The 19,896-nt window shown below is 76.5% G+C and carries 17 protein-coding genes and 1 tRNA gene; 11 read left to right on the top strand and 7 right to left on the bottom strand.

Translation table 11 applies throughout. From position 1 onward, the window contains the following. Positions 1 to 426: 426 nt before the first annotated feature. From LO771_RS13240 to LO771_RS13225, 4 genes are all read left to right on the top strand, one after another. Positions 427 to 1,752: a GlxA family transcriptional regulator gene (locus LO771_RS13240; RefSeq protein WP_230651840.1), complete on the top strand. Its 1,326-nt coding sequence runs from the start codon at positions 427 to 429 to the stop codon at positions 1,750 to 1,752. A gap of 5 nt (positions 1,753 to 1,757) precedes the next feature. Next, positions 1,758 to 2,360, top strand: a complete 603-nt coding sequence (gene orn, locus LO771_RS13235) for an oligoribonuclease (RefSeq protein ID WP_230651837.1) — start codon at positions 1,758 to 1,760, stop codon at positions 2,358 to 2,360. Positions 2,361 to 2,599: 239 nt separating this feature from the next. After that, positions 2,600 to 2,675 (top strand) — tRNA-His (locus tag LO771_RS13230). A gap of 414 nt (positions 2,676 to 3,089) precedes the next feature. Then, positions 3,090 to 3,542 carry a DUF4442 domain-containing protein gene (locus tag LO771_RS13225; RefSeq protein WP_230651833.1) on the top strand — a complete coding sequence of 151 codons (453 nt, stop codon included), beginning with the start codon at positions 3,090 to 3,092 and terminating at the stop codon, positions 3,540 to 3,542. Positions 3,543 to 3,636: 94 nt separating this feature from the next. Here LO771_RS13225 and LO771_RS13220 read toward each other — a convergent pair whose 3' ends face one another. Both LO771_RS13220 and LO771_RS13215 read right to left on the bottom strand, forming a co-directional pair. Beyond that, positions 3,637 to 4,626, bottom strand: a complete 990-nt coding sequence (locus LO771_RS13220; RefSeq protein ID WP_374228165.1) for a slipin family protein — start codon at positions 4,624 to 4,626, stop codon at positions 3,637 to 3,639. A 363-nt stretch (positions 4,627 to 4,989) separates the two neighbouring features. After that, positions 4,990 to 6,042 carry a LacI family DNA-binding transcriptional regulator gene (locus tag LO771_RS13215; RefSeq protein ID WP_230651828.1) on the bottom strand — a complete coding sequence of 351 codons (1,053 nt, stop codon included), beginning with the start codon at positions 6,040 to 6,042 and terminating at the stop codon, positions 4,990 to 4,992. A gap of 432 nt (positions 6,043 to 6,474) precedes the next feature. On the opposite strand from LO771_RS13215, the gene LO771_RS13210 reads away from it, so the two are divergent. The 5 genes from LO771_RS13210 (at position 6,475) to LO771_RS13190 (ending at position 12,229) form a co-directional block, all read left to right on the top strand. Next, positions 6,475 to 7,815, top strand: coding sequence for an ABC transporter substrate-binding protein (locus tag LO771_RS13210; RefSeq protein WP_230651825.1), 1,341 nt, complete (start codon positions 6,475 to 6,477; stop codon positions 7,813 to 7,815). 193 nt (positions 7,816 to 8,008) lie between these two features. Then, positions 8,009 to 9,010, top strand: a complete 1,002-nt coding sequence (locus LO771_RS13205; protein ID WP_230651817.1) for a carbohydrate ABC transporter permease — start codon at positions 8,009 to 8,011, stop codon at positions 9,008 to 9,010. A gap of 5 nt (positions 9,011 to 9,015) precedes the next feature. Further along, entirely contained in the window at positions 9,016 to 9,945 is a 930-nt protein-coding gene (locus tag LO771_RS13200; RefSeq protein WP_230651814.1) for a carbohydrate ABC transporter permease, read from the top strand. 202 nt (positions 9,946 to 10,147) lie between these two features. Continuing rightward, positions 10,148 to 11,626 carry a GH1 family beta-glucosidase gene (locus LO771_RS13195; protein WP_230651811.1) on the top strand — a complete coding sequence of 493 codons (1,479 nt, stop codon included), beginning with the start codon at positions 10,148 to 10,150 and terminating at the stop codon, positions 11,624 to 11,626. A gap of 288 nt (positions 11,627 to 11,914) precedes the next feature. Further along, on the top strand, positions 11,915 to 12,229 hold the full coding sequence (locus tag LO771_RS13190; protein ID WP_230651809.1) for a hypothetical protein: 315 nt from the start codon (positions 11,915 to 11,917) through the stop codon (positions 12,227 to 12,229). Positions 12,230 to 12,419: 190 nt separating this feature from the next. Here LO771_RS13190 and LO771_RS13185 read toward each other — a convergent pair whose 3' ends face one another. Both LO771_RS13185 and LO771_RS13180 read right to left on the bottom strand, forming a co-directional pair. After that, on the bottom strand, positions 12,420 to 13,298 hold the full coding sequence (locus LO771_RS13185) for a spermidine synthase (protein ID WP_230651807.1): 879 nt from the start codon (positions 13,296 to 13,298) through the stop codon (positions 12,420 to 12,422). A gap of 126 nt (positions 13,299 to 13,424) precedes the next feature. Continuing rightward, positions 13,425 to 13,850: a hypothetical protein gene (locus LO771_RS13180; RefSeq protein ID WP_230651804.1), complete on the bottom strand. Its 426-nt coding sequence runs from the start codon at positions 13,848 to 13,850 to the stop codon at positions 13,425 to 13,427. Positions 13,851 to 14,099: 249 nt separating this feature from the next. Here LO771_RS13180 and LO771_RS13175 point away from each other — a divergent pair, with 249 nt between their 5' ends. Continuing rightward, complete coding sequence (locus LO771_RS13175; RefSeq protein WP_230651801.1) at positions 14,100 to 15,527, top strand: tetratricopeptide repeat protein; 1,428 nt, start codon at positions 14,100 to 14,102, stop codon at positions 15,525 to 15,527. A gap of 128 nt (positions 15,528 to 15,655) precedes the next feature. On the opposite strand, the gene LO771_RS13170 is transcribed toward LO771_RS13175, so the two are convergent. Together LO771_RS13170 and LO771_RS13165 are read right to left on the bottom strand one after the other, a co-directional pair. After that, positions 15,656 to 16,294: a histidine phosphatase family protein gene (locus LO771_RS13170; RefSeq protein ID WP_230651798.1), complete on the bottom strand. Its 639-nt coding sequence runs from the start codon at positions 16,292 to 16,294 to the stop codon at positions 15,656 to 15,658. A gap of 15 nt (positions 16,295 to 16,309) precedes the next feature. After that, positions 16,310 to 17,191 carry a TetR/AcrR family transcriptional regulator gene (locus tag LO771_RS13165; RefSeq protein WP_230651795.1) on the bottom strand — a complete coding sequence of 294 codons (882 nt, stop codon included), beginning with the start codon at positions 17,189 to 17,191 and terminating at the stop codon, positions 16,310 to 16,312. Positions 17,192 to 17,336: 145 nt separating this feature from the next. On the opposite strand from LO771_RS13165, the gene LO771_RS13160 reads away from it, so the two are divergent. Next, positions 17,337 to 18,272, top strand: a complete 936-nt coding sequence (locus LO771_RS13160) for a phosphatase PAP2 family protein (RefSeq protein ID WP_230651792.1) — start codon at positions 17,337 to 17,339, stop codon at positions 18,270 to 18,272. Positions 18,273 to 18,393: 121 nt separating this feature from the next. Here the strand turns inward: LO771_RS13160 and LO771_RS13155 are convergent, their stop codons facing one another. Next, the gene (locus tag LO771_RS13155) at positions 18,394 to 19,653 is read right to left on the bottom strand and encodes an MFS transporter (RefSeq protein WP_230651790.1); all 1,260 of its coding nucleotides are present in this window, start codon (positions 19,651 to 19,653) and stop codon (positions 18,394 to 18,396) included. Between the last annotated feature and the right edge of the window lie 243 nt (positions 19,654 to 19,896).

The raw sequence follows: 19,896 nt of genomic DNA, 5'->3' as shown, positions 1-19,896 counted from the left end.
GTGCTGGAGCAGGACGGGACGGGCATCCTTGACACCGCGGATCCCGGTGGCGGCACGGGGCGCGGCGGCGCGTCCCCGGGACGCCGCGGGGCACCGCGGACACCGGCGCCCGCGGGCCACACGAGGTAGGGGGGCTTGAGCGCCTTGAGCAGGGTGAGCAGGAGCGGCGCAGCGCTGGACGGTGCCGGCGGCCCGTCCCGCCCCGCGGGCGGTGACCCGAGAGCTGCCGGCACGCCCGCACATCCGGGCTCGCCCTCCTCCGCGGCGGGGTCCGCCGCCCCGGTCACGGGCCACGCCGCCGGGCCGGCCGGTCCGGGTGCCGCCTCCCCCGGCACCGGAGCACCCCCGGAACGGCCGGGCGCGGCCGCGGCGCCCTCCGGCGCGTTCCGCAAGCTCTCCGGGCGCCGGCGGCGGGAGACCGTCGCCGTGCTGATCTTCGGCGGGGCCCCGATCTTCGAGTCGTCCATCCCCCTCTCCGTCTTCGGCGTGGACCGCCAGGACGCGGGCGTCCCCCGCTACCGCCTGCTGGTGTGCGCGGGCGAGGACGGCCCGCTCGCCACCACCGGCGGCCTGACCCTGACCGCCCCGTACGGGCTGGACGCACTGGCCAGGGCCGGGACGATCGTGGTGCCCGCCTGGCGCTCGATCTCCCAGGCGCCCCCGTCCGAGGCGATAGCCGCCCTGCGCAAGGCCCACCAGGAGGGGGCGCGGATCATCGGCCTGTGCACCGGCGCGTTCGTGCTGGCCGCGGCGGGCCTGCTGGACGGCCGCCCGGCCACCACCCACTGGATGTACGCGCCGACGCTCGCCAAGCGCTACCCGCGGGTGCACGTCGACCCGCGGGAGCTCTTCGTCGACGACGGCGACGTCCTCACGTCCGCCGGCACGGCCGCCGGCATCGACCTCTGCCTGCACGTCGTGCGCACCGACCACGGCGCCGAGGCCGCCAACGCGCTGGCCCGCCGCCTGGTGGTGCCCGCCCGCAGGCCCGGGGGGCAGGCCCAGTACATCGACAGGTCTTTACCGGAGGAGATCGGGAACGACCCGCTCGCCGAGGTCGTGACCTGGGCCCTGGAGAACCTCAACCAGCAGTTCGACGTGGAGGCGCTGGCAGCCCGCGCGTACATGAGCCGCCGCACCTTCGACCGCCGCTTCCGGTCGCTGACCGGCAGCGCCCCGCTGCAGTGGCTGATCACCCAGCGGGTGCTGCAGGCCCAGCGGCTGCTGGAGACGTCCGACCTGTCGGTGGACGAGGTCGCGCGCCGCTGCGGGTTCCGCTCGCCGGTGGCGCTGCGCGGGCACTTCCGACGCCAGCTCGGGGTCTCCCCCGCCGTCTACCGGACCAACTTCCGCTCCCGGCGCCCGCAGGCGGCCTCGGCGGTGCCGCAGCAGTCCACGCCGGGCGACCGGACGTCGGCGGCGCCCCCGGGGCAGTACCCGAACGGCGGGGGCGGCGGTCTGCCCGGGCAGGCCGCCCACCCCGGCCCGCAGGGTTCCGCGGGGCAGCCCTGGCAGCCGGGCGAGCGGATCGGCCGGTCCGCCCCGCCCTCCGCGCTACCGGACCACGCGGCGGCGGACGACGGGCGCCCCCAGCCGGGCGCCCGCGGGCGCGGCCACCGCTCGGACCGGCCGGACCCCCCGGAGCGACCGGAGCGCCCCGGCGGGGCGGACCGGCAGGCGGCCGGTCCCCCGGCCGCGGAGGCCCGGCAGGCGCGTGCGCTCCCCGGCCAGCGCGACCGCGCCGTAGGGTGAGACATGTGAACGACCGGATGGTATGGATCGACTGTGAGATGACCGGCCTCGACCTCGCCCAGGACGCCCTGGTCGAGGTCGCCGCGCTGGTCACGGACTCCGAGCTCAACATCCTCGGCGAGGGCGTGGACATCGTGGTCCGGCCGCCCGCCGAGGCGCTGGCGGGCATGCCCGAGGTGGTGCGTCAGATGCACACCGCCTCAGGGCTGCTCGACGAGCTCGACGCCGGCACGACCCTCGCGGAGGCCGAGGCCCGGGTGCTCGCCTACGTCCGGGAGCACGTGCCGGACGCGGGCAAGGCCCCTCTCTGCGGCAACTCGGTGGCCACCGACCGCGGCTTCCTCGCCCGCGACATGCCCGGGCTGGAGGCGCACCTGCACTACCGGATCGTGGACGTGTCCTCGATCAAGGAGCTGGCGCGCCGCTGGTACCCGCGGGCGTACTACAACAGCCCCGAGAAGAACGGCAACCACCGGGCGCTCGCCGACATCCGGGAGTCCATCGCCGAACTGCGCTACTACCGCGAGGCGGTGTTCGTGCCGCAGCCCGGCCCGGACAGCGACACGGCGCGGTCCATCGCCGCGAAGCACGTGCTCCCGCCGTCCTGATCGGCTCCGCGCACCGCCTCCCGCGTCCCGCGCCCGCCACGGCGGTGCCGAGGCGCGGGAGGCCGCGGCGCCGTCCCGGCGGCCCGGCACTGCGGCCCGGCACTGCGGCCCGGGCAGCGGGACGGGACCACGGGGCGGACGCGGAACCGCGGGGCGGACGCGCGGAAAGGCTGGCGCGAGCACCCCCGCCGATCCTGTAGAGTTATCCACGTCGGAACGCGGAGCGGTCCGGACACATGGTGGGCGTAGCTCAGCTGGTAGAGCACCGGGTTGTGGTCCCGGGGGCCGCGGGTTCAAGTCCCGTCGCTCACCCCATGAAGAAGGGCCCCGGCCGGGGAGACCGGCCGGGGCCCTTCGCTTTCCCCGGCGCCACCGGCCCCCCTGCCCGCAGCGGCCGCGCCGACGGAACCCGGGCAGTCCGCAGCGGCCGCGCGGCCGGAGCACCGCCTCCGCACCCGGCCCCACATGCCGGAGCCCGCCCCGGCCCGGACACCGCGGCCCCTGCGGCCCACGACAGCCCACGACGGCAACGACGGCCACGGCAGGTGCGACGGCACAGCCGTGACGCCTCGACAGCTCGACCGGCCCGGGAGGAGACGGGGGAACAGCCGGCACGGGCCGCCGGGGGCCCGTCGCCGACAGTGGTCCGGGAGGGCGGCGGCCCGGGGGCTCGCACGGATGCGGGCACGGGCCGCCCACCTCAAGCTACCCGCTGGTAACATCCGCCCCATGACCGGAACCACGCCCTCGATCGGCGAACTGCTGGCAGCCACCGTGCCCATGGCCCGCACCCTCGGGCTGGAGTACCTGGAGACGTCCCCGGAGCGGGCCGTGCTCCGCCTGCCCGACCAGCCGGACTACCACAACCACGTCGGCGGCCCGCACGCCGGCGCGATGTTCACCCTGGCCGAGTCGGCGAGCGGCTGCATCGTGCTGGCCGCCTTCAGCGACCAGCTCTCGCGAGCCGTGCCGCTGGCCGTGCGGGCCGAGATCGCCTACCGGAAGCTCGCCATGGGCCCGGTCACCGCCACCGCGGTGCTCGGACGCCCGGCGGCGGACGTGGTGGCCGAACTGGACCGGGGCGAGCGGCCGGAGTTCCCCGTCACCGTGGAGATCACGCGCGAGGACGGGGCCGTCACCGGCGAGATGACCGTCGTCTGGACGCTGCGCCCCAACTCCTGATCCCCAGCCCCTGGTCCCCGGCCCACGGGACCAGGCGCGCAGGACCGGGCCCACGGGGCCGGGCCGGGAGCCGGTCCGCCGCCCGGCGGCGCGGCTACCGGTTCGTGGGCTCCGTGGGCTCGGTGCGCTCGACGAGGTCCGGGGGGACGGACAGGTCGGGAAGCGGCGCGAGCTGCGGGTGCCCGGCGCCGTCCAACGGCGCGGGGGCCTCGGCGGGCGCCGTCCCCGCCGTCCTGTCCGGGCCTCCGGCACCGCTCTGCGCGGGGGCCGGGGCGGCGGAGGGGGCCGCCCCGGCCGCCGCCGCCCCGGCGGCCGCCTGGAACACGTCGCCCGGCGTGGCCCGCTCCAGGAAGCGCAGCAGCTCCACCGGGAAGGGCAGCACGAGGGTGGAGTTCTTCTCGGCGGCCACCTCCACCACCGTCTGCAGCAGCCGCAGCTGCAGCGCGGCCGGCGTCTCCGCCATGATCTTCGCGGCCTCGGAGAGCCGCTGGGACGCCTGGTACTCGCCGTCGGCGGTGATGATCCTCGCGCGCCGCTCCCGGTCCGCCTCCGCCTGCCGGGCCATCGAGCGCTTCATCGACTCGGGCAGCGCGACGTCCTTGATCTCCACCCGGTCGATGTGGACGCCCCAGGCCAGCGCCGGGCTGTCGATCATCACGGCGAGGCCCTGGTTGAGCTCCTCGCGGTTGGAGAGGAGGTCGTCCAGCTCGCTCTTGCCGATGATCGACCGCAGCGAGGTCTGCGCCACCTGGAGCATCGCGAACATGTAGTCCTGCACGTTCACGGTGGCCAGCACGGGGTCGACGACCCTGAAGTAGATCACCGCGTCGACCCGGACGGTCACGTTGTCACGGGTGATGCCCTCCTGGGCGGGGACCGGCATGGTCACGATCTGCATGTTCACCTTGCGCAGCCGGTCGGCGACCGGCACCAGCAGCCGCAGCCCCGGATCGCGCACCACCTTGTGGACACGGCCGAACCGGAACACGACGCCCCGCTCGAACTGCTGGACCACCCGGACGCCCAGGGCGACCCACACGGCACCGGCTGCGAGCAGTCCGGCGAGCACATCCACGCCCAGCATCACGGGCCTCCGTATCCACCGTGCGGCGCGGGAGCACCGCTCCCCCTCCGCCCCACGCTACGCGCAGCCGCCCGGCAGCGGAACGGCCCGTCCGGCACCACCCCGCGCCCGGGAGCGCGCGGCCCACAGCCCCGGCCCACGGCCGCGGCGCGGCGGCCCCGCGCCCGCACACCCGCGGCACCCGCGGCACCCGCGGCACCCGCGGCACCCGCGGCACTCGCGGCACTCGCGGGACACGGTGCGGGCCACCGGGCCGTACCCGGCGACCCGCGACCCGCGACCCGCGACCCGCGACCCGCGGTCGGCGCACGCCGTCCCGCGCACGCGATCCCGCGCACGCCGCCCGGCATCCCGCACCCCCGGTCAGGCGGAGGCCCGCACCACCAGCTCGGTCGCCAGCACCACCTGCCGCCGGGCCCGCCCCTCCTCGGAGACCTCCTCCAGCAGCAGCCGGGCCATGGTGCGGCCCATCTCCTCGATCGGCTGGCGGACGCTGGTCAGCGGGGGGTCGGTGTGCCGGGCGATGATCGAGTCGTCGAAGCCGATCACCGCCACGTCCTCCGGCACCCGCCGCCCGGCCTCGCGCAGCACCTGGAGGGCGCCGGCGGCCATCACGTCCGAGGCGCAGAAGACGGCGTCGAGGTCCGGCCGCCGCCCGAGCAGGCCGCGCATCGCCTCCCGGCCGCCGCTCTCGGTGAAGTCGGCGCGGCCGACCAGGTCCTCGTCGCCGCCGAGGCCGGCCTCCTCCAGCGCCTTGCGGTAGCCGGCGAGGCGGGCGCGGGCGGGTTCCATGTCGAGGGGGCCGGTGACGGTGGCGATCCGGGTGCAGCCGCGCCGCAGCAGGTGCCGCACCGCCATGCGGGCGCCCCCGGCGTTGTCGGCGTCGACGTACGACAGCGGTTCCAGCTCGGAGCGGCGGCCGACGAGCACGGACGGCATGTCGATGCGCTCCAGCAGGCCGGGGATGGGGTCGTCCTCGTGGACGGAGACCATCAGGACGCCGTCGACCCGGTGGGCGGCCAGGTAGGTGGCCAGCCGGTCCCGCTCCTTGTCGGTGCGGACGAGGATGAGCAGCAGCTGCATGTCGGTGTCGGCCAGCTCGGCGGAGACGCCGCGGATGATGTCGTTGAAGAACGGCTCGGAGGAGAGGCGGGTCTCGGTCTCCGGGATCACGAGGGCGATGGAGTCGGTGCGGGAGGTGACGAGGGTGCGGGCGGCCCGGTTGGGGACGTAGCCGAGTTCGGCGATGGCCTGCTCCACCGCCTCGCGCGCCCGGTCGCTCACCCGGGGGGAGCCGTTGATGACGCGGGAGACGGTCCCGCGGCCCACGCCGGCCAGGGCGGCCACGGCCTCCAGGGTGGGGCGGCCGCCGCCCCTCACCGCAGGGCCCGCGGGACGCTGCGCGGCATGACTCATGGTTCACCTCTCGGACTCGGCGGACGCGGGCTGGCCTCATTGTGGCCGGTCCGCGAACGGATGTCGCCGCTCCTGCCCCGGACCGCCGCCCTGAGCTGCGCGGCGGCGGCCGCGGCCGGGGGTTCCGGCACGGGCCGCCCCGGCCGGCGGGCCCGCGACAGGCCGTCGGCAGGCCCTCGGCGGGACACGGACGCGTGACGTGCCGGACACGCTCGCGCAACGGAAGCGACGCCAACCCTTGACACCCACCCCCCCGAGGCAGGAGTCTTCCGACATGCCTCGTGGGAGCGCTCCCACACACTAGCGGTGAAACGACCGCGAGGACAGCGCCGACAGCACCCTTCCTCCGCACCATCCCGTCACGCCACGATCCGCACGGCCTCCGGGCCGTTGTGGCGCACCCCGGACCCACCCTGGACCTAGGAGAGTGGAATGCGCACCACAAGCAGCCCCCGCAGCCGCAGAACCCTGCTGGCCGCGGTCGCGGGACTCACGGCCTGCGCGGCCCTGGCCACCGGCTGCGGCAGCAGCGGCGACAAGGGCGGCGACCCCAAGGGCGGCGGGAGCAGCGGCGGCGCCATGACGCTGCGCATCGGCACCTTCGGCCAGTTCGGCTACGCCGAGGCGGGCCTGTACGACGAGTACATGAAGGCCCACCCCAACATCAAGATCGTCCAGGACAACAACACCGACGCACAGAAGTACTGGGACGCCCTCAAGCTGCACCTGGCGAGCGGCAGCGGCGTGGACGACATCCAGGCCATCGAGGTCGGCTACATCGCCGAGGCCACCTCGAAGCTGTACGACAAGTTCACGGACCTGAGCAAGGCGCCGGGTGTCTCCCCCTCCACCTGGGTCGACTACAAGTGGAAGCAGGCCACCACCAGCGGCGGCCAGACCATCGGCCTGGGCACCGACGTGGGCCCGATGGCGGTCTGCTACCGCAAGGACCTCTTCGCCAAGGCCGGGCTGCCCACCGACCGCGAGGCCGTCGGCAAGCTGTGGGCCGGCAGCTGGGAGAAGTACCTCGCGGTGGGCCGGCAGTTCCAGGCGAAGGCCCCGGCGGGCAGCAAGTTCGTGGACTCCTCCGGCGGCGTCTTCAACGCCGTGGTCTCCAGCCAGCCGCAGCAGTACTCCGACGGCCAGGGCAACCTCGTCTACAAGGACAGCCCCGGCGTGAAGCTGGCCTGGGACACCGCGGTCCAGACCATCAAGGACGGGCTGAGCGCCCGCCTGCAGCAGTTCGACGAGGGCGGCACCTGGGCGGCGGGCTTCAAGAACGGCAAGTTCGCCACCATCTCCTGCCCCAGCTGGATGACCGGCATCATCCAGACGAACGCCGGCGACACCGGCAAGGGGAAGTGGGACATCGCGGCGGCGCCCGTCCCCGCCAACTGGGGCGGCTCCTTCCTCGGCGTGCCGAAGGCGGGCCAGCACCAGGAGGAGGCGACCAAGCTCGCCGCGTGGCTCACCGCGCCCGAGCAGCAGGCGAAGATCTTCGCCAAGTTCGGCAACATCCCCTCCACCAAGGCGGGCCTGGACTCCCCCGAGGTGCAGAACGCCACGCAGCCGTACTTCGGCAACGCGCCCACCGGGAAGATCTACTCCGAGATCGCCAAGTCCGTGACCCCGGCGCCCGTCGGCCCGTGGGACGGCCAGGTGAAGGACATCATCACCAAGAACGGCCTGCTGGACATCGAGCAGCACGGCACCGACCCGGCCAAGGCCTGGGAGAACGTCGTGTCGAACGTCAAGGAGAAGACCGACAGCTAGCCGGCGGGCAGGCCCTCACCCGCCGCAGCCGCAGGCGGTGAGGAGGCCGCCCGGCCGGGGCGCACGTCCCCGGCCGGGCGGCCCGCCCCCGCCGACGCACCGCCGGGGCCGGCCCACCGCCGGACCCGACGCACCGCCAGACCCGTCCGGGCCCTCGACGCCCGGACCGACACGCCCGGGAAGGACGCCACTCGTGGCCACCTCCGTGACGACGGCAGGCGGCGGCCCGCCGCAGACCCCGCCCGCCGCCCACCGCCCCGCCCCGCCCTCACCGGGGCCGTCGTGGCGCAGCAGGCTCTACCGCCTCGACCTCAAGGCGTCGCCCTACGCGTACGTCGCCCCCTTCTTCGCCTGCTTCGCGGCCTTCGGCCTGTTCCCCCTGATCTACACCGGCTGGATCTCCCTGCACCGGCTCTCCCTCGGCGAGAGCGGAACGGGCGACTGGCGGGGCTTCGACAACTACACCCGGCTCTGGGACAGCGACCAGTTCTGGGGGGCGCTGGCCAACACCTTCACCCTGGGTGTGATCTCCACCGTCCCGCAGCTGATGATGGCGCTGGGCCTCGCCCACCTGCTCAACTACCAGCTGCGGGCCCGCACCTTCTTCCGGGTGGCGATCCTGGCCCCGTACGCGACCTCCATCGCCGCCGCCTCGCTGGTCTTCGTGCAGCTCTTCGGCTACGACGCCGGCATCGTCAACGAGGTGCTGGGCTGGTTCGGCTTCGGCAAGGTCGACTGGCAGGCGGGCAAGTGGCCGGCCCAGATCGCCATCTCGGCCATCGTGACCTGGCGGTGGACCGGCTACAACGCCCTGATCTACCTGGCCGCCATGCAGGCCGTCCCCGGCGACCTCTACGAGGCCGCGGCCATCGACGGCGCCTCCCGCTGGCGGCAGTTCGTCAGCGTGACGATCCCGTCGATCCGGCCGACCATCCTCTTCACCATCGTGGTCTCCACCATCGGCGCCACCCAGCTCTTCGGCGAGCCGCTGCTCTTCGGCGGCGGCGTCGGCGTCAGCGGCGGCTCGGCGCACCAGTACCAGACGCTGAGCCTGTACCTGTACGAGCTCGGCTGGCCCAACGGCCAGCTCGGTCGGGCGGCCGCGGTCGCCTGGGTCATGCTCCTGCTCCTGCTGCTCATCGGGGCCGTGCAGGCGGCCGTCGCCCGCGCCAACCGCAAGAAGCTGGGGGCCTGACCGCCATGACCCTCTCCTCCACCGCCGCGCCGGTCCCGCCGCCCGCGGCCGCGCCCCGCGCCCCGCAGAAGCACCGCACCGGCCGGCCCCGGCGCCTGGGCGGCGGAGCCGGGCAGACCCACCGCGCCGGCCCGTTCACGTACGCCGTGCTGGTCGTGGCCGCACTGGTCTCGCTCTTCCCGCTGTACTGGACCGTGGTCGCGGCCTCCCACACCGACACCGAGGTCGTGCAGCCGCCGACACCGCTGCTGCCCGGCAGCCAGCTCTTCCACAACCTGAACGTCGTGTGGAACGAAGTCCACATGGGGGACGCGCTCCTCAACTCCACGATCGTGTCGGCCTGCGTCACCGTCTCGACCGTGCTCTTCTCCACCCTGGCCGGGTTCGCCTTCGCCAAGCTGCGCTTCCGGGGCCGCAACGCGCTGCTGGCCCTGGTCGTCGCCACGATGACCATCCCGCCGCAGCTCAGCGTGATCCCGCTGTACCAGATCATGACGAAGCTGAACTGGGGCGACCGGCTGCAGTCGGTGATCCTGCCGTCGCTGGTGGCCGCCTTCGGCGTCTTCTTCATGCGGCAGTTCCTGGTGGAGGCGCTGCCGATGGAGCTGATCGAGGCCGCCCGGGTCGACGGCGCCCACTCGCTGCGGGTGGTCTGGCACGTGGTGTTCCCGGTCGCCCGGCCCGCGATGGCGGTGCTCGGCATGCTGGTCTTCGTCCAGTCCTGGAACGACTTCTTCTGGCCCTTCATCGCGCTGAGCCAGCAGAACCCGACCGTCCAGGTGGCGCTCGCCGGCCTCGGCGCCGGCGCCCACACCACCGACCACGCCGTCATCATCACCGGGGCCCTGGTCGCCACGCTGCCGCTGCTGGTGGTCTTCGCCGTGCTCGGCAAGCACATCGTGGGCGGCATCACCGCGGGCGCGGTCAAGAGCTGACCGCGCCGTCCCGCAGCCCCTCCCGCACGGCCGCGGCCCCTCCGGCAGGGCCGCGGCCCCCCCCCCCGGCCCGGCCGCCCGCCGCACGCACGGCCGCACCGGCACCTTCCGTACGGCCGCCGCACCGGCCGCGGCCGTACGGAAGGAACGACCCCCGCCCGCCGACCCCCACCCGCCCTCACCATCCTGGGAGCGCTCCCGCATGACAGCCGTACGATCCGAGCCCCTGACCGGCACCCTGCCCCACCAGGCCGCCGCGCTGTCCTTCCCGCCCGGCTTCACCTGGGGCGCGGCCACCGCCGCCTACCAGATCGAGGGCGCCGCGGCCGAGGACGGCCGCACCCCCTCCATCTGGGACACCTTCAGCCGCACGCCGGGCAGGGTCCGCAACGGCGACACCGGCGACATCGCCGCCGACCACTACCACCGCTTCCGCGACGACGTCGCCCTCATGGCCGACCTCGGCCTGGACGCCTACCGGTTCTCCGTCTCGTGGCCCCGGGTCCAGCCCACCGGCCGCGGCCCCGCCGTCGAGCGCGGCCTCGACTTCTACCGCGCCCTCGCCGACGAGCTGCTGGAGAAGGGCATCACCCCGGTCGCCACCCTCTACCACTGGGACCTCCCCCAGGAGCTGGAGGACGCGGGCGGCTGGCCCGCGCGCGACACCGCCGAGCGGTTCGCCGACTACACCGCCCTGGTCGCCGAGGCGCTCGGCGACCGGATCAAGATCTGGACGACCTTCAACGAGCCGTGGTGCTCGGCCTTCCTGGGCTACGGGTCCGGTGTGCACGCCCCCGGCCGCACCGAGCCCGAAGCCGCCCTGCGGGCCGCCCACCACCTCAACCTCGCCCACGGACGGGCGATCGGGGTCCTGCGCTCCACCGTCCCCGCGTCCGCGCGGACCTCGATCACCCTCAACCTCCACCAGGTCAGGCCGCTGACCGCCTCCGCCGGCGACCTGGAGGCGGCCCGCCGCATCGACGCCGTGGGCAACCGGATCTTCACCGGCCCGGTCCTGCACGGCGCCTACCCGGCCGACCTCCTGGAGGACACCGCCCACCTGGTCGACTGGGACGACCTGGTCCGCGACGGGGACCTGGCGGAGATCTCCCGGCCCGTCGACCTGCTGGGCATCAACTACTACACCCCGACCCTGGTGTCCGCCCCGGACCCGTCCGCCACCGCCGGCGAGGCCTCCCGCAACGACGCCCACGGGAAGAGCGACCACTCCCCCTGGCCCGGCTCCGAGCAGGTCGTCTTCCACCTGCCGCCGGGTGAGACGACCGCGATGGGCTGGGCGATCGACGACAGCGGCCTGTACGACCTGCTGCGCGACACCGCCCGCGAGCACCCCGGCCTGCCGCTGATGGTCACCGAGAACGGGGCGGCCTTCGACGACTACGTCAACCCCGAGGGCGCCGTCAACGACCCCGAGCGGATCGCCTACCTGCACGGACACCTGTCGGCCGTGCACCGGGCGATCGCCGACGGGGTCGACGTGCGCGGCTACTTCCTGTGGTCGCTGATGGACAACTTCGAGTGGGCCCACGGCTACGGCCGCCGCTTCGGGGCGGTCTACGTCGACTACGCCACCCAGCGGCGCATCCCGAAGAGCAGCGCGCACTGGTACGCGGACGTGATCCGGCGCCACGGCCTCCCCGCGGCCGACGGCCGGGCGTAGCCGGGGAGGGCAGGACCGGCGGGGGCCCCGGAGGGCAGGCACCCCGCCGCAGGGCGGGCGCGGCGGCTTGTGAGGGGGCCGCCGCACCCGCCGCGCCGCGCCGGACCGGGAGTGCCGGGTCCGGCGCGGCGTCACGCGTGGCGCGCGGCGCGCGGCGCGTGGTCCCGCCCGGGGGCCGGCAGCACGGCGGGCCGACGGGCCGTCAGGGAGTCGGAGGGGCGGAGGGGCGGGGAGGCGGGGCGCACGGCCGGTCGTGACCCGTTCGGCCGACGGTCGTTCTCCCCTGACGTGCACGACATTCACCGGGCGTGCGGCGCCCGCCGCAGGACCACCGCCGCCGGGGCGCTGCTGCTCGCGGCCTCCTTCATGACGACCGGTCAGGACGCCTCCGCCGCAGGGAGCGCCGGCGGGCCCGCCGGATCCGTCCGGGACCCGGCGCCTGCGCGGGCCGCGGCTCCGGGGCACCGGGCCGCCGACGCCTCGTCCCGGCTGCCGCGGGCGCCCTCGGGGACGGGCGCCGCGGTGATCGCGCCGATCACCGCCGGACTGCTGCTCACCGGCCTGGCCGTCTGGCGCCGCCGCGGGCTGCCGGGCGGCCACTGACGGCCGCGGGCCGCGGCGCCGGGCGCACCCGGCGCGGCTGCGACGGGCCGGAGCGCGCCGCACGCCGGGGCGTACCGGGTGCACGGCGCGCCGGGGTGCACCCCCGTGCGCCGGACCGGCGCATCCGCCGGCCGGGCACGCGCCGCGGTCCCGCACCGGTCCTGTCCCGGTCACGGCCCGGGCGTGCCGGTCAGCGGGCGGCGTCGCGGAAGACGCCCGGGGGCGGCGCCGGGGAGGGCGCGGCGGTCGCGTCGGTGGCGGGGGCCGCGCCGCCGGTGAAGTCGGCCAGCGCCCGGCCGTGGTCGACCCGCCCCGGGAAGGGGTCGGCGCCGGTGCGCCGCGTCAGCTCGGCCAGCGGCAGGGGAAGCCGGCCGGCGACCAGCAGCAGGTTGCCGAAGCGGCGGCCGCGCAGCACCGCCGGATCGCCGATCAGGCACACCTCGGGGAAGAGCCCCAGCAGGGTGGCGACCTGGGAGCGGGCGAAGGCGAGCGGCGCGCCGTCCGCGATGTTCGCCGCGTACAGGCCGCCCGGGGCGAGGGCGCGCAGGGCGAGGGCCGCGAACTCGGCGGTGGCGCAGTGCGCCGGTACCCGGGCGCCGCTGAACACGTCGGCCACCACCAGGTCGGCGGCCCCCTCGGGCGCGCGCTCCAGCACGGCGCGGGCGTCGCCGCCGCGCACCCGGACCTGCCAGCCGCGGTCCAGCGGCAGCTCGGCCCGGACCAGCCCGGTGAGGTCCGTGTCGATCTCGGCGACCTGCTGCCGGGAGCGGGGGCGGGTGGCGGCGACGTACCGGGGGAGGGTGAGGGCGCCGCCGCCGAGGTGGAGCGCGGTCAGCGGCCTGCCGGGCGGTGCGGCCAGGTCGGCGACGTGGCCGAGCCGCCGCTGGTACTCGAAGGAGAGGTGCGCGGGGTCGTCGAGGTCGACGTACGACTGCGGGGCGCCGTCGAGGAGGAGCGTCCATCCGCGGGGGCGGTCGCGGTCGGGGACGAGTTCGGCGAGGCCGGTGGCCGTGCGGCGGGCGATCCGCTCGCGGGTGCGGTGGTCCGGTCCTCGGCTGCTGCGTCCCATGGCGACCAGTATGAGGAGCCGACCGGAGGCGCCCGCCGGAGGGGACCTGCCGGGGGTCCGTGCGGCGGGGACCGGGCGGAGACGCCCGCCGGAGGGGACCGGGCGGAGGGGGGCCGGGCGGCGTGCTCAGTAGGGGCCGAAGCCGCCCGCCATGAGCGTCCCGGCGGCCTCGCAGAGCACGGCGCGCAGGACCCAGGGGTCGGTGGCGCGCAGGGCAGCGCCCGCGCCGAGCGTGCCGACGAGCCAGCCGGCGCCGGGGGCGGCCGCCGCGCCGGGCGTGCAGGAGCTGCCGGCCAGGTGCCAGCGCTCGCTCGTGCCGGGCGGCACCAGGAAGAGGAGGCGGGTGCCGCCGGAGTCGCTCAGCACCGCGCCGCAGACGCCGCGCAGCCGCAGGATGTCCGCGGCCTCCAGTCCGTGGCGGAGCGGGACGGCGACGGTGTCGAAGGGCAGCGCCTCGGCGGCCTCGGGAACGCGCCTGACGGCGGCGCGCAGCCCGTCCACCACGGCCGGCGGCAGCAGGGCGCCGCCCGCTCGGGGCACTGACTGCGGCACTCCGGCGTCCATGCGCACCTCACAGCTGTCGGCGGGACGGTCTCCCGACCAGCACAACGCCGGGGAGGGGCGCAGGCCACGGGCAGGATGCGGGCGGGCCGTGGCATTTCATGGCGGATCCGCGCGGGCGTGTCCGCTTTGGGCGGAAACTCTGCGTGTTCGCATCGGCACTCCCGGTACTGTCGGTGCGTCCCCTGCAGCCGCACCGGCGGCCACGGGGGACCCAGGAGCCACCCGGGGAGCAGAGCCATGGCACCCAGCCGACCCCTCGACCCGTCGGACCGGCCCCCGGCCAACAGCGCGATGCGCGCCCTGCGCGGCGGACTCTCCCCCGGGGAGTTCGCAGCCCGGGTGCGGCGGGCGGGCCGGGAGATCGGCGAGCACGTCTCGTGCGACGCCCGGTACATCGGGCGCGTGGAGGCGGGCGAGATCCGCTGTCCCAACTACGCCTACGAGCGTGTGTTCCGCCACATGTTCCCGGACCTGTCCCTGACCGACCTGGGGTTCGCCCCGCGCGGTTCGGTGCGGGGCCGGGCGAACCCGTCCCGCTCCGCCCGCGTATCCGGGGGCGGGCGTCGGGACACCGGCGCCGACGGCGCCGGCACGACAGGCACGACAGGTACGACGAGTGCGACGGGTACGACACGTACGACCGGCACCACCAGCGGCAAGGAGAACGACGACGTGCACCGCCGCACGTTCATGGCGGGCGGCCCGGCCGCCCTGGTGACGGCGCTCGGCCTGGACCGGCCGGCGTGGGCCGGGCCGGACACCCCCCGCCGGGTCGGCGCCGAGGAGGCCGAGGGCGTCGAGCAGGCCGTCCGCCGGATCAGGGTGCTGGACGACCGGCAGGGCGCCGACGCCCTCTTCGAGTCCGCCGGCCGCTCCCTGCGCGGCGCCTACCTGCTGCTGAACACCGGCAGCTACAGCGCGGCCACCGAGCGCCGCCTGCAGGCGGGCGCGGGCGAGCTGGCGATCTCCGTCGGCTGGCTGGCCCACGACTCGGGCCGCCTCGCCGACGCGCGCTCCTTCTACTCGGAGGCGCTGGCCACCGCACGCATGGCGGGCGACCCGGCGCTGGAGGCCCACGCGTTCTGCAACAGCGCCTTCCTCGCCCGCGACGCGGGGCGGCCCCGGGAGGCGGTCCGCGCCGCGCAGGCGGGGCAGCACGCGGCGGAGCGGGTGGGGTCCGACCGGCTGCTGTCGCTGCTGGCCATGCGGGAGGCCGGGGGCTGGGCGGTGCTGCACGAGCGCCGCGCCTGCGAGCGGGCGCTGCTGCGGGCCCACCGGCTGCTGGAGCGGGGCGGACGCGACGCCGACCCGGAGTGGATGTCCTTCTACGGCCCGGCGGAGATCACCGGGCTGGAGGCGCAGTGCCGGTCCGCGCTGGGCGACTGGGACCGCGCCGCCGACCTGGCCCGGCGGGCGGTGGAGCTGCAGGAGCCGCACTTCGTCCGCAACCGGGCCCTCTACACGGCGGAGCTCGCCCACTGCCGGCTGGGCCGCGGCGACCTCGCGGCCGCCGCGGCCGGCGGTACGCAGGCGCTGCACCTGCTGCAGGAGGTCCGCTCGGCGCGGATCCGCTCCATGCTGGCCGGCACGGCGGCCCTGCTGCGGCCCCACCGGGACGTGCCGGAGGTGGCGGCCTTCGTGGAGCGCTACGACCTGGCGGGGTGAGCGGCGCGTCCGCGGCCGGACCGCCCGCGGACGCGCCGCGGGCCGCACCGCGGGCGGGCCGTGCCGGGCGGTCCGGGCCGCAGGGCCGCGTCAGGCCAGGTGGGCCGTGTCAGGCCAGGCGGGCCGCGTCAGGCCAGGTGGGCCGTGTCGTTCCACAGCTCCACGGCGGGCTCCGCGTACTCCCAGCCGAGCACGCCCAGCGAGGCGGGGCGCAGCTTGAAGCGCTGCCCGTACTCCGGCGGCAGCCCGAGCCAGCGGGCGGTGAGGATCCGCAGCAGGTGGCCGTGGGCGAAGAGGACCACCGTGCAGTCGGCGCAGTCCATGGTCACCGTGGCTTGGTGGGGGCGGCCGTGCTCCTCGTCGATCCGGGCGAGGAAGGCGTCGACGCGGGCGGACACGTCGGCGAGGGTCTCGCCGCCGGGGACGCCGTCGCGCCAGATCACCCACCCCGGGTGGCCGTCGGCGCGGATGGCGTCGCCGGTGCGGCCCTCGTACGCCCCGTAGTCCCACTCCATGAGCTCGGGGGCCGGGACCGCGCGGTCCCCGAGCCCCGCCAGCTCGCAGGTCTCCCGGGCCCGCGCCAGCGGGCTGGTGAGGACGCGGGCGCCGGGCAGGCCGTCCCAGGGCGCGCGCTTGAGGCGCTCGCCCAGGGCGCGCGCCATGTGGCGGCCCTCCTCGGTGAGCGGGATGTCGGTACGTCCGGTGTGGCGGCCGGTGGCGGACCACTCGGTCTCGCCGTGCCGGACGATCAGGATGCGGGCGGGCATGGGAGCCGTGCCTCCTCAGCTGGGCCGTTCGGGCCGGGCCCCGTCGTCGCGGCCCACTGCCTCCCATGATCCCCCAGCCCGCAGGCCGGCGAGGATCAGGTCCAGCCCGAAGGCGTACTGGGCCGCGCTCTCCTGGGCCTCGGCGAGCTCCGGCGCCAGGTCGACGACCAGCGGGAAGTCGCGCGCGGGCAGCGACTCCAGGCGGGCCCGGAAGCGCCGCCGGGCCTCGGCGTCGCCGCAGGCGCGGCCGGCCCGCAGCGCCGCGCCGACGGTGTACTGCATCAGCGCGGTCTGGGCGCGGGCGGCCTCCTCCCGGCCGAGGCCCGCGCCGCGCATCAGCCCCAGCATGTGCTCCATGGCGCCGACGGCGCCCGTGGTCGGCACCCGGTCGGCCGGGGGTCCGGCGCGGTGCTGCTCGGCGCGGTGCTGCTCCGCCAGGAGCTGCAGGACGGCGGGGCGCCCGGTGAAGAGCCGGTAGAGGGCGAGGCAGGAGTCCCGGAGCTGGTCGTGCCAGGGCGCGTCGGTGCGGGCCGGGGGCGCGTGCTCGGCGAACACGCGTTCGCGTGCGGCGCCGAAGAGCTCCTCCTTGGAGCGGAAGTAGGTGTACAGCGCCATGGTGCCCACCCCGAGCTCCTCGGCGAGGGCGCGCATCGAGAAGACGTCGATGCCCCGCTCGTCGAGCAGCCGCAGGGCGGTGTCGAGGATGCGCTCGGCGCTGAGGGTGTGGCGGGGCGCGCGGGGGCGGCGGGAGGGGCGGTCCTGCCGGGGGAGGTCCCGGCCGGTGCGGCCCCCCTCGCCGGGGGCGGGCCCGGAGCCGGCGGCGTGAGCGCCCTCGGGGCTCCGCTCCGGGCCGGGCAGCGGGCCGTTCTGCGGGAGACGGGCGGGTTCCGGGTGCATCTGTCCTGTCACGGCGGGTCGCGGTCGACGGTGGCGCCGGGCGCCTCCCCCGTTCCCGGACACCGAATCCGGGCCGCCTGCGCCTTCTGCCAACGTACAGCGTACGGTATGACGTACGCCCGTTCGCCACCCGGAGTTCACCCGCATGTCGTCGCCGTCCGCACCCCCCGCCGCCGCAGGCGTCCCCCGCCACTGGTGGCGGGAGCTGCTCCTGCTCGCGCTGATCTACGCCGCCTACGACGGCAGCCGGCTGCTGGTCGCCGGGAGCCTCCCCCGGGCCCTGCGCAACGGCCACGCCCTGCTGTCCGCGGAAGCCCGGCTGCGCCTGTCGCCCGAGCACCTGCTGAACACCGCCTTCACCCGCCACGCCTGGCTGGCCGTCCCCGCCGACTTCGCCTACGCCTCGCTCCACTACCTGGTCACCCCGCTGGTCCTGGCCTGGCTGTGGCACCGGCACCGCGGCCGCTACCGGCACGCCCGCACCTGGCTCGGCGTCTCGACGGTGCTCGGACTCGCCGGCTTCACCCTCCTGCCGACCGCCCCGCCCCGGCTGCTGGAGGCCTCGTACGGCTTCACCGACTCCATGCGGCAGCACGCCGCCGTCGGCTGGTGGGGCGCGGACGCGAGCGCGCCCAAGGGGCTCGGCCACCTCACCAACGAGTTCGCCGCCATGCCCAGCCTGCACGTGGGCTGGGCCCTGTGGTGCGGCGTCCTGGTCTGGCGGTGCGCCGACCGGACCGCCGTGCGGATCGCCGGACTGCTGTACCCCGTGCTGATCGCCGTGGTCGTGATGGGCACCGCCAACCACTACCTGCTGGACGCGGTGGCCGGCTGCGCCGTGATGGGCGCGGGCGCCCTGCTGGCCGGGCCCGCGCTGCGCCTCGCCGACCGCCTGCGGCGCGGCGCGGGCGCCGGTGGGCGGGGCGCGGCCGCGGCCGCCGGGCCGGCCCCCGCACCGGCGGCCTTCGTCCCCGCCCCGGCCAGGCCCGGGGACGGCGCGGCGAGGCCCCGGGGCGGCGCGGCGCCGGGGGCCGGGGCCGACGCACCGCCGGCCTCCCGGCCGCCGGTCCCCGCCCGCTGAGGCGCGGCGGCCGGGCAGGGCGGTTGTCCCCGGTGCCGCCCGGCGGGCAGGGCCTCCGCCCCGCGCCGAGCGCCGCGGCCGCCACTGGTCGGGCGGGCGGGGCCGGCGCCGGGCCGCGGCCTCAGACCCGGCCGGCGGCCTCCGGAACCCCGGCACCGGCGGGCCCGCCCCGGGGCGCGTCCCCGCGGCGGGGGAGCAGCAGCGGGGTGGCCAGGAGGAGGACGCCGGCGGCGGCGATCGCGGTTCGGGGGCCGGTGACGGCGGCCAGCAGGCCCCACAGGGCGGTCAGGGCCGCGATGGCGGCGCTGCTGCCGACCGACCACGCGGACAGGGTGCGGGCGACCAGGCCGGGGGCGGTGCGGTCGAGCCGGTAGGTGGCCAGCAGCGGGTTGAAGAGGCCGCAGCAGGTCACCAGGCCGAGCTGGACGGCGACGACGAGGACGATCCCGGGGGCGCCGGGCCGGACGAGGGCCAGCCCGACGGGCCAGCACGCCCGCAGCACCCCGGCGGTGAGCATCACCCGGTGGCGGCCGAACCGCGCCGCGAGCGGGCGCGCGAGCCGTGAGCCGATCAGCCCGCCGACGCAGGGGGCCGCGAACACGAGGCCGTACTGCCAGGGTGCGAACCCGAGGCGGCCCAGCAGGAGTACCGCGAGCAGCGGTTCGGAGGCCATGATCAGGCCGTTGACGACGACCGCGTTGAGGAACAGCGGGCGCAGCACGGGGTGGGCCAGGATGTGGCGCCAGCCCTCGAGCAGGTCGCCCGCCCGCAGCCGCGGTGCACCGGTGCGCGCGGGGGGCGCCTCCGTCCCGCCGACGGCCCGGACGCCGAGCGCCGAGAGCAGGTAGCTGACCGCGTCGGCCACCACCGTGGCCATCGGGCCGAGCAGCCCGATCGCGGCCCCGCCCAGCGGCGGTCCGACCGTGGTCGAGGTCCACATCGTGGACTCGAACCGGCTGTTCGCGACCAGCAGGTCCTCCGCCGGCACCAGCGCCTTCAGGTACGCGCCGCAGGCCGCCCTGAAGGCGATGTCGGCCGCGGCCGTGACGACGGACACGAGGAGGAGCTGGGCGAAGCCGAGCCGGCCGAGCGCGAACGCGACGGGGACGGTCGCCAACGCCGCGAACCGGGTCAGGTCCATCGCCACCATGACCGGCCGCTTGCGGCGGAACTCCACCCAGGGGCCGAGCGGCAGCGCGACCAGGGCGCCGACGGCCCGCCCGGCGGAGGACAGCGCCGCCACCTGGGCCGGCCCGCAGTGCAGCACCAGGACCGCGATCAGGGGGAACGCGCCGAACCCGAGCCCCGAGCCGTACGAGCTGACCGCGTACGCCGCCCACAGACACCCGAACCGGCGCCCCAGCGCCCGCCTGCCCCTCATGTCCACCGCATTCCTCGCCGCACGGGACGGCGACCCGCCGCCCCCGGCATCAAAGCGAGGAGCGGACGACGGGGGCAAACCGCCGACCCGTCAGGGGACACGGCCGTCCGGCGCGGCGCGCGGACGGGACGGACCGTCAGACGGCCCGCCGGCCGGCCCCCCGGCCCGGTGGCGGACGGCACGCCCGGGCGGTAACTGCCGTGCCCTGCCGCGGGAACGGGCCGGATCCGGGCCGCCGCGCCC

Source organism: Streptacidiphilus sp. ASG 303 (assembly GCF_020991365.1).
Taxonomy (GTDB): domain Bacteria; phylum Actinomycetota; class Actinomycetes; order Streptomycetales; family Streptomycetaceae; genus Peterkaempfera.
This window is presented reverse-complemented; position numbering and strand designations above follow the sequence as displayed.